Annotated in this window: 10 protein-coding genes, 1 tRNA gene and 1 pseudogene; 7 read left to right on the forward strand and 5 right to left on the reverse strand. The window is 70.3% G+C overall.

Annotation, left to right across the window (positions count from 1 at the left end):
- Positions 1-71 precede the first annotated feature (71 nt).
- Positions 72-1,472 carry a MocR-like pyridoxine biosynthesis transcription factor PdxR gene (gene pdxR, locus AC2TEW_RS37670; RefSeq protein ID WP_484623898.1) on the reverse strand — a complete coding sequence of 467 codons (1,401 nt, stop codon included), beginning with the start codon at positions 1,470-1,472 and terminating at the stop codon, positions 72-74.
- Positions 1,473-1,596: 124 nt separating this feature from the next.
- On the opposite strand from pdxR, the gene AC2TEW_RS37675 reads away from it, so the two are divergent.
- Both AC2TEW_RS37675 and AC2TEW_RS37680 read left to right on the forward strand, forming a co-directional pair.
- A complete protein-coding gene (locus tag AC2TEW_RS37675; RefSeq protein ID WP_484623897.1) occupies positions 1,597-2,349 on the forward strand; it encodes a metallophosphoesterase in 753 nt (250 codons plus the stop codon).
- Between the two features lie 117 nt (positions 2,350-2,466).
- Positions 2,467-2,655 carry a hypothetical protein gene (locus AC2TEW_RS37680; protein ID WP_484623896.1) on the forward strand — a complete coding sequence of 63 codons (189 nt, stop codon included), beginning with the start codon at positions 2,467-2,469 and terminating at the stop codon, positions 2,653-2,655.
- A gap of 452 nt (positions 2,656-3,107) precedes the next feature.
- On the opposite strand, the gene AC2TEW_RS37685 is transcribed toward AC2TEW_RS37680, so the two are convergent.
- The 3 genes from AC2TEW_RS37685 to AC2TEW_RS37695 form a co-directional block, all read right to left on the reverse strand.
- Positions 3,108-3,187 (reverse strand) — tRNA-OTHER (locus tag AC2TEW_RS37685).
- 379 nt (positions 3,188-3,566) lie between these two features.
- Positions 3,567-3,893, reverse strand: a complete 327-nt coding sequence (locus AC2TEW_RS37690; protein ID WP_484627715.1) for a hypothetical protein — start codon at positions 3,891-3,893, stop codon at positions 3,567-3,569.
- A gap of 170 nt (positions 3,894-4,063) precedes the next feature.
- Complete coding sequence (locus tag AC2TEW_RS37695) at positions 4,064-4,360, reverse strand: hypothetical protein (protein WP_484627716.1); 297 nt, start codon at positions 4,358-4,360, stop codon at positions 4,064-4,066.
- A 392-nt stretch (positions 4,361-4,752) separates the two neighbouring features.
- Between AC2TEW_RS37695 and AC2TEW_RS37700 the strand changes: the two genes are divergently transcribed.
- Entirely contained in the window at positions 4,753-5,208 is a 456-nt protein-coding gene (locus AC2TEW_RS37700; protein ID WP_484627717.1) for a hypothetical protein, read from the forward strand.
- Between the two features lie 219 nt (positions 5,209-5,427).
- On the opposite strand, the gene AC2TEW_RS37705 is transcribed toward AC2TEW_RS37700, so the two are convergent.
- Positions 5,428-5,658 (reverse strand): hypothetical protein, encoded by a 231-nt coding sequence (locus AC2TEW_RS37705; RefSeq protein ID WP_484627718.1) that lies wholly within the window; start codon positions 5,656-5,658, stop codon positions 5,428-5,430.
- A 598-nt stretch (positions 5,659-6,256) separates the two neighbouring features.
- Here AC2TEW_RS37705 and AC2TEW_RS37710 point away from each other — a divergent pair.
- From AC2TEW_RS37710 to AC2TEW_RS37725, 4 genes and pseudogenes are all read left to right on the forward strand, one after another.
- Complete coding sequence (locus AC2TEW_RS37710; protein WP_484627719.1) at positions 6,257-6,727, forward strand: helix-turn-helix domain-containing protein; 471 nt, start codon at positions 6,257-6,259, stop codon at positions 6,725-6,727.
- Positions 6,724-7,407, forward strand: coding sequence for an IS630 family transposase (locus AC2TEW_RS37715; RefSeq protein WP_484627720.1), 684 nt, complete (start codon positions 6,724-6,726; stop codon positions 7,405-7,407). Before AC2TEW_RS37710 ends, AC2TEW_RS37715 begins: the two co-directional genes overlap by 4 nt.
- 82 nt (positions 7,408-7,489) lie before the next feature.
- Positions 7,490-8,023: pseudogene (locus AC2TEW_RS37720) on the forward strand (IS5 family transposase); the annotation flags it as partial.
- Between the two features lie 244 nt (positions 8,024-8,267).
- Positions 8,268-8,521 (forward strand): transposase (locus AC2TEW_RS37725; RefSeq protein ID WP_484627721.1); only part of this gene is annotated, 254 nt, incomplete at its 3' end.

Consider the following 8,521-nt stretch of genomic DNA (forward strand, 5'->3'; position numbering starts at 1 on the left):
CGCGGCCCGGCCCGACGGCCTTCGCCCCGCACGCCCTCACCGGGGCGCTTGGGAGCCGGTACGGCTCGGGCTCAGCGTGCGATGTCGGCCAGGACGGACATCAGGGCGTCCAGGGCGAGGGGGTAGCCGTGTCGGGTGGCGGCGCCGAAGCCGACGAGGAGGCCCGGTCTGCCGGCCGTCGGCCGGTGGTGGAGCTCGGTGAGGCCGCGCAGCGCGATGCCCCGGGCCGCGCATTCGGCCAGGAGCCGGTCCTCGGAGGGGCCCTGGGCGGGGAGGGTGACGAGGGTGTGCAGGCCGGCCGGGACGCCGTGCGGTGCGAGGGCGGGAAAGCCGTTCAGCCGTCCGAGCAGCAGTTCGCGGCGGCGACGGTAGCGCAGGCGGGCCGCGCGGATGTGGCGGTCGTAGGCGCGGGTGGCGATCAGGTCGGCGAGAACGAGCTGGCCCAGGGTCTCGGTGTAGAGGTCGGCCTGCTGCTTGGCCTCCACGAACGGGCCCACCAGGTCGGGTGGCAGGACCGTCCAGGCCAGGCGAAGGGCCGGGCCGAGGGTCTTGGACGCCGTTCCGCAGTAGACGACATGGCCGGGAGCGAGGCCCTGCAGGGCGCCGACGGGCTGGCGGTCGTAGCGGAACTCGCCGTCGTAGTCGTCCTCCACGACCAGCCCACCCGTGGAACGCGCCCATTCGCACAGCAGATGGCGGCGCCGGGGGTGCAACGGGACGCCGGTCGGGTACTGGTGGGACGGCGTGACGACCACCGCCCCGGTTCCCTGCGGCAGCGTCCCGACACGAGCGCCGTGGTGGTCCACGGCCAGAGCCGGGGTGGCGAGTCCGGCGCGCTGGACGAGCTCGCGGTAGACGTTGTGGCCCGGGTCCTCCATGGCGACGGCCGTGACACCCGCCGCCCGGAGCAGGCTGCTGAGCAGGTGCACCGACTGGTAGAACCCGGAGGTGATCACTATCCGGTCCGGTGTGGTGATCACTCCTCTGGTCCGCCCGAGGTAGTCCGCGAGTGCGGCGCGCAGCTCGATCCGTCCCTGCGGGTCGCCGGCGCCGAAGACCTCCGGCCGAGCCGAAGCCAGCACCCGGCGGGTCGCGCCGAGCCAGGCTCGAACGGGGAAGGCCCCCACATCGGGAAGCCCGGGGCGCAGGTCGTGGCGGGGGACGGCCGTCGCGGGAACGGGGCCCGGTGGGACCGGGCCGAAGGCCGGCACCTCGGCGACGCGGGTGCCCGAACCGGGGCGCGTGGTCAGGTAGCCCTCCTCCGCCAACTGGTCGTAGGCAGCGGTCACCGTGCCCCGCGAGAGCCCCAGTTCGGTGGCCAGTGCGCGGGTGGAGGGCAGCCGCGTCCCCGAAGCCAGCCGACTGCTCCGGATCGCGTCGCGCAGGGCGGACTCCAGACCGAGCCGCCGCCCACCCGCGGCATCGATCTCGAGATGAAGGTCCAGCCCGGCACTGGACCAATGATTCGGCACGAAACCGGATCTTACCCATGGTCCGGTTGCCGCCTAGATTTCCGCAGGAGCCCGCGCGGAGAGCGCGGCGACGAGCGCCCCGGTCGTACCGAGACCCGGGACATCCGAGCGAGGACCTCGAACCATGGCCGTCATCGCCCACCTGAGTGACATCCACATCGCCGACGAGCGCAGCATCGCCCGCACCAGGGCCGTGATGGACTACCTCGAAGCTCTTCCCCACGACCTCGATGCCGTCGTGGTGACCGGCGACATCGCCGACCACGGCCTGGTGGCCGAGTACGAGCAGGCACGGGAACTGCTCCGTTCCCGCCATCCGGTGCTGGTCTGTCCCGGCAACCACGACGATCGCGCGGCCTTCCGGCAGGGGCTGCTCGGTCAGCCCGGCTCGGCGGCTCCCATCAACCAGGTGCATCACGCCGACGGCTTCTCCATCGTGCTGTGCGATTCGTCGATACCGGGGAAGGACGAGGGGTTCATCGAGGACGAGACCCTGGCCTGGCTGGACGACGTGCTCGCCCGGAGCCCGAGCGATGTGCCCGCGCTCATCGCCTTCCACCACCCGCCGGTCCTGCTGCACACCCCGTTCGTCGACCGCCTGCGCCAGTTCGGCGAGCAGCGACTCGCGGCCGTCGTCGACCGGCACCCCCAGATCGCGGCCTTCCTCTGCGGACACGCCCACACCGCGGCCACGACAACCTTCGCCGGCCGTCCCCTGGTGGTGGCACCCGGCGTCGTCTCCACCCTCCGGCTGCCCTGGGAGCACCGCGCCCACTCGGCGGACCACGTCCACCTCGACCTGCCCCCGGGTCTCGCCTTCCACGTCCTGTACGACGCAGGCGTCCTGACGACCCACTACCGGAGTGTTGCCGGCTGAGACGGCGGGCAGGCCGTGTTCCGGGAAGGGTCCGTGAGGGAGTTCCGGCTGCGACGGCCCGTCAGGACCTCGCCAGCAGCGACGCTGACGATATCGCGCGCCAGGACTGCCCGTGCTGTGCGGTTCCTGTTCATCACCTCGCCGGCGCTGGACGGCTTCTTCGCCGAGATGGCGGCCCTGAACGACAGGACGGGCGGGAACCCGCCGGCCTCCGCGCTCAAGGAACTCGGCGAGCGCTGGGACTGCCTGTTCACCGGCCTGCCCCACGGCGACGCACCGACCGGGATGGTGAACGAACCGCCCTGACACCCGCCTTCGAGCCACCCGCCTCCGGGTCCCCGCCTTCGAGCCACCCGCCTTCGAGCGCCGGCGTCGGGCGTGACGCCCCTCGCCCGACCGCGGGTGTCGGCGGGGCCGTGGCTCACAGGACGTAAGTACCGTCGTCGTCACGCTCGTTGCGCCGGAACAGGCGGGGACGTGCAGGCGGATCGTGAACTGCTCGATCCGGCCGCCGGTGCGGGTGGGGGGAGCGAGTCGTGGTGGAGCATCCGCCGTGAGCCACGTCCACGTCGGCGGGCATCCCCGCGATCATGTGTGGCATCGACACCGAGGAACTCGGCATCGTGCCCCGGCTCGGTCCCCGATGTGCGCCGTCGCCCCATTGGCGAGGCTGGTTCCTGCAGAGCCCGGCGGTACCGCGGAGGCCCGCCCCAGGTGTGGGGTGGGCCTCCGCGGCCGGCTGACAGCGGCAGCCGGAGTGCGGGTGGAGGGATTTGAACCCCCAGCCTTCCGCTTGCAATCAGAGACGGTTGCTCTGGACCGGTTGAGCTACACCCGCAGAGCCCGACCGAACCCGCACCGGTGGTGCGCCGGCAGCAGAACTGCGGGCCCTCGGCCCGGTCGGCCGTGCGGCTCGATTCTGCTGCACGGACGGCTGCGGCGCACCAGGGTTTTGCGCCCGTCCTGCGGTGCCTCAGGCTTCCGGTTGCTCCAGCGAAGTCCGCAGCCGGGGTAGGCGCGCGAGGGGTCCCCTCGATCCGCCGGGACGCCCCCGCCGCCACATCCCGCTGTACGCCGGAATTCGTGCCGCGCACCGACCCCGATGGGTGATCATGCCGGGGCCGGTGCGCGGGCCGGCCCGGGCGCCCGGGGGCGGCTGCTGCACGGTGCGGATGCCCGAGGGCGGGCCGGGGTGCGGGGCCGGTCGTGCCGTGGGGTCAGGAGAAGACGACCGAGCGGAGCGTGAGCCTGCTGCCGAGCTGCTTCCCCGGGGCCATGACGTAGTAGACGTCGCCGTTGCAGTCGGCGTCGAGGAAGACGGTAGCCGTCGCGTTGGTGAGGTTGGCCGGGGCGGAGGCGGGGTTGTCCTCGGTGGCTCCGGCGAGGTTGATGCACTCCCCGGAGGGCGGGTCGAGCAGGACGCGGGGCAGGCCGCCGCCGCCCGTGTACTCGAAGGCTCCTACGGCGGCGGAGGCCGGGCCGGGGAGGGCAAGGACCAGGGTGAGGGAGGCGAAGGAGGCCACCAAGGTGCTGCGCAGACGCATGAGATCAACCCCATTTTCACTGAAGGTAATGGAATGATCTCCAACGGTAGCTGAGCGTGACGGGACGGGCAGATTCTCCCTGCGAACACGCCGAACCCTGCTGCCCGGGAATTCCAACTGCCCCCTCTGCCACCCGGTGACCCAAATCCGCACGAGCCGGGCCGACCTGCTCAGCTGAGGGTCGGCAGGACGATGGCCTTGAACGGGCCCGCGATGGCCCCGTTCGTGACGAAGGCATAGCCCTCCCGGTTGTCCTCGTCCGCATCGATGGACGGCTGTCCGCCCATGACCAGGTACTGCAGTCGCTTCGGCTCGGTCTTCGAGGCCCGCACGGCTTCGGGGAGGATGTCGACAGTGCCGGTGAACTTCAGCCCCTGGCCCACGTGGTCGACGATGCCGGGCACCGCGAGGAACACCTTCCTGTCGTCGGCGGTGCACGGCCGGTACGGCCCCCAGTCGTCTGCCACTGCGGAACTCCTTTCGCGGACCCGGCTTTCGGGCCTTCCGGATGATCACGTCCGGGGCATCGTCCCAGCCCGTCACCGCCCTCAGCACCCGGACCCGCGCGCATCCCCCGAACGGACGACCGGTGGAGGAGTCGGCCGGGCACGGGGCGGCAGGCCCGGCCGCGACCGGGGCCACCTCGGCCCAAGCGGGCCCGTAGCAGGGCCGCCGAACAGCCCGCCCAATATGATCGCCGCTGCACCCAGCGCGCAGATCGGACAGACCGTTGGTACGGCTACGGCTCTACTGCACACGGCCTGTACGGCGAATACCGCGAGTACCGTGGGGAGGGATTCCGCAGTTGGCTGCGCGGCTGAGATCCGTCATGACCCCGGTCCGTCGTTGCGAGACGGCCATGCAGTACACGATTCTGCTCCTGGCATGCCGGGGAGACCGGGCCGAAGCGGCCGAGCTGTCGGCAAACGGCACGGCCGCGGTCGACTCAGTACTGGGCACTCGACCAGGTCGGATCCGCCGCACGGACGAGGAAGCCTGGCACAGTGCCGAGAGCTCATTCGCTCTCCGGTCCTGGGCGTGGTTTCTGGTCACCGCAGCGTTGGCGATCACTGCTGGTCTGATACCCCGGAACACTGTGATGGACCTCCTCGTGATCACCGTCACGGCACTCCCTGCCTCGCTGTTCGCCGCCCGGCAAGCGGCATACCTGATCACCCGGCGCGCTCTGGAACGCGGTCGGCTCACGCCCGGCGGGCGAGCCTGGCTCTCCCGGCAGGCAGGCAGCGCCGGAACGGCCCTGCTGTACCCGGTGGCCTGGGTCGCCTGGGCGCTGGTGTTCCAGCCCTACGCCTGACAACACAGTGAACGCGAACGAGGGCTGCGCCCGCCGGCCTTCCAGCGGGCGCAGCCCTCGTTCCGAGTACGCCGCTGTTGGAGATCGAGTCTTGACGGCTGGGGCAGGTTACTCAGGTTGAAATCGCGGCGTCGTACGCGCTGGGGGTCCTGGACCCGTCAGATTCCGGCGAACCGGGCTGCGCGGCGGGCACGTCGGGATGGCATCCGGCTGCTCCTGCTACCGGGAGGGGTACGTCTTGACGCTCACTGCCCGGCCGGCTCCGCGTTCGCGGATCAGTGCTGCGGTGGACGCGGGGACGGGGACCACCAGGTCGCCCTGGGGCGGCACCACGGCGAGCTCTCCGATCGGGGTCCGGTGCACGACTTGCTGCGAGGCTCCCGGCGGCGGCGAGTCGTAGACCAGGTGCACGACGCGCAGTTTGACCGGCACCGGGTGCGGGTTGTGCATGACGACCGCGTCGAACGGGGCGAACCTGCTGACCGCCGCACCGCCGCACCGCCGCGGGTGAGCCTCGCATCGATGTAGCCGCCCGGGCTGGTCGTGGGCAGTGCCGAGAGCTTCGTGACGGTCACCCTTACATCGGCCACCTGCTCCGCGCCCGGACCCGAGAAGGTCAGCACGTCGAAGCCACCGCCCGGGCACACCACCAGCTCGCCCTGGTCACTGCCGTACGCCGTGCCGACCCGAACCCCGGTCAGGACCTGCCCGTCGCTGCTCACGGGCGTGAACGCGAGAACCGGTGCCACATCGACGGCGTTCGGGTTGGTGATGTTCAGCGTCTGGTCGATGCGGTTGGAACCGCCAAGTGCCCGGTACACGAAGGTCGGTGGCGTCACCGCCGGCCGCTCCCGACCCTTGCTCCGTGCGCGGTGAACGCGCATGGCGACGGCTGCGATGAGGGCGAGACCGCCGGCCAGGCCTATCGGCTGATGGGAAGACACGCAGGGAGTCTAGTAGACTGTCGCGGCTAAGTATCGTTCTGGTTGGTGGAGTTGGGGTCGGGCGAGCTTCGCTTGTCGCTTCCGTTCGGCTGGGGAGGGGTGCCGTGTCCTCGCAGAAGAAGTATCCGGTCGCATTGAGCGCCGAAGATCGTCGGGTGTTGGAGCGTGTGACGACGACGGGAGTCCGTAGCGCGTCGATGATCAGGCGGGCGCGGGTGCTGCTCGTGTTGGACACCTCGGCCGGCGAGGTCGCTCCGCGGGCGGTGATCGCGGAGCGGGTCGGGGTCTCGTGCGATTCGGTCCGCCTGATCTCGAAGCGCTACGCGGAGACCGGCGGCGATGTGTGGGCCACGGTCGGCCGGAAGGAACGTGCACTCCCGCCGGTGCCCTCTGCGGTGACCGGTGAGGTCGAGGCGAGGCTGATCGCGCTGGCCTGCTCGACGCCGCCCAAGGGGCACGCCCGGTGGTCGCTGCGCCGGTTGGAGAAGCACGTTGCGCTGGTCGAGGACATCCCGAATCTGGACCATTCCACGATCGGGCGGGTGTTAAAAAAACGGAACTGCGTCCTCACGTGAAGAAGTGCTGGACCATCCCGCCGGCTGCGAATGCGGCCTTCGCCGCGGCGATGGAGGACGTCCTGGCGGTCTACCGCCGCCCCTTCGATCCGGCGCGCCCGGTGGTGTGCATGGACGAGAAGCCGTACCAGCTGCTCGGCCACGTCCGCGATCCGCTTCCCGCGCGGCCGGGCCGTGACCGGCGCGAGGACAACGAGTACGTCCGCTTCGGGACCTGCTCGATCTTCTGCTGGGTCGAGCCGCTGCGAGGATGGCGGCGCGTCGACGCGCAGTCCCGCCGGACCAGGGTCGACTGGGCGCACCAGGTCGAGCGCCTGCTGACCGTGGACTATCCGGACGCCGGCACGGTCGTGCTGGTGATGGACAACCTCAACACCCACTCCACCGCCTCGCTCTACGAGGCGTTCGACCTGGGGAAGGCCTTCGCGCTGGCCCAGCGCCTGGAGATCCACTACACCCCCAAACACGGGTCCTGGCTCAACATCGCCGAGATCGAGCTTTCCGCACTCACCCGCCAGTGCCTGGACCGCCGCATCGACGATCTCGACATGCTCAACGCCGAACTTGCCGCCTGGCAGCAGCACACCAACGGCAACCAGCGTCAAGCCGACTGGCACTTCACCACCGACGACGCACGCGTGAAACTACGCCACCTCTACCCAACCACGCAGCGAAATTAAGCTGCGACAATCTACTAGTGCCCCTAATCAGCGGTCTGCCAATGCCTCCGGTGCTCGGTGACATCACCCTTTCGATCATGATCGACTGGGATCTCAGTCATGCCGGGCCCGGAGGCCGGGAGCCCCGTTGCGGGGCCACGAAGAAGGTAACGGGGATCATGTCGGCCCATCGCCCGTCGACCGTGCCCGCCCCGGCTCCAAGCACCATGTGATCGCGGACCGTTGTGGCACCCCGCTCGCCGTGACGCTCACCGGAGGCAATCGCCACGACGTCACCCAGCTGCTGCCCCTGCTGGATGCGATACCGCCGGTTCGAGGACTGCGAGGACGCCCGTGGCGCAGGCCCCGGCGGCTGTTCGCCGACCGGGGCTACGACTTCGACAAGTACCGCCGCCTGCTGTGGAAGCGCGGCATCAAGCCGATGATCGCCCGACGTGGCGTCGCCCACGGTTCCGGACTCGGCAAAGTGCGCTGGGTCGTAGAGCGCACCTTCGCCTGGCTCCACCAGTTCAAGCACCTCCGCACCTGCTACGAACGCCGAGCCGACCTCCACCAAGGACTACTCGACCTCGCCGCCAGCATCATCTGCCTCCGGCGCCTTCGAAAGTCATTCTGAAACGATCAGTAACTGGGCGTTTCACCCGTAAACGGGCGGCTTGGTCCCGGTTTCTGGGGCGCCCAGGCCGCTCACGTCCGGTGGCGCTTGGGGCTCTGGTGACAGGAGGGTCGCTGTGGCGCGAATGTCCGCCGGAACTGTGTGCTTCCTCCTGTCTCGTCCCCGGAAGCCGAGCCTGAGAGTGTTCGTCCTTCGAGGGCCGCGAGCCCTGGGCAGCGTGGCGATCCCGCAGTATGCCGTCATCATGACGGATCGTCGAGCGTATCCGAGCGACCTGTCCGATGCCCGCTGGGCCCTGGTCGAGCCCACCCTCACCGCCTGGCGACAGGCCCGAACCGAACGGGCCCTCGCGTTCGGCCGGCCGCCCGAGCACGAACTGCGTGACCTGCTGGACGCGATCCTCTACATCGACCGCACCGGCATCCCCTGGCGCTACCTCCCGCACGACTACCCGCCCTGGGAGACCGTCTACGCCTACTTCGCCCGCTGGCAGCGCGA

It is taken from the genome of Kitasatospora sp. NEAU-CNBT7 (assembly GCF_057220535.1).

Excerpts from the sequence above, each read along its gene's own strand:
- AC2TEW_RS37675 (WP_484623897.1), top strand. The coding sequence starts at position 1,597 with ATGGCCGTCATCGCCCACCTGAGTGACATCCACATCGCCGACGAGCGC.
- AC2TEW_RS37705 (WP_484627718.1), bottom strand. The coding sequence starts at position 5,658 with ATGCACAACCCGCACCCGGTGCCGGTCAAACTGCGCGTCGTGCACCTG.
- AC2TEW_RS37690 (WP_484627715.1), bottom strand. The coding sequence starts at position 3,893 with ATGCGTCTGCGCAGCACCTTGGTGGCCTCCTTCGCCTCCCTCACCCTG.
- AC2TEW_RS37700 (WP_484627717.1), top strand. The coding sequence starts at position 4,753 with ATGCAGTACACGATTCTGCTCCTGGCATGCCGGGGAGACCGGGCCGAA.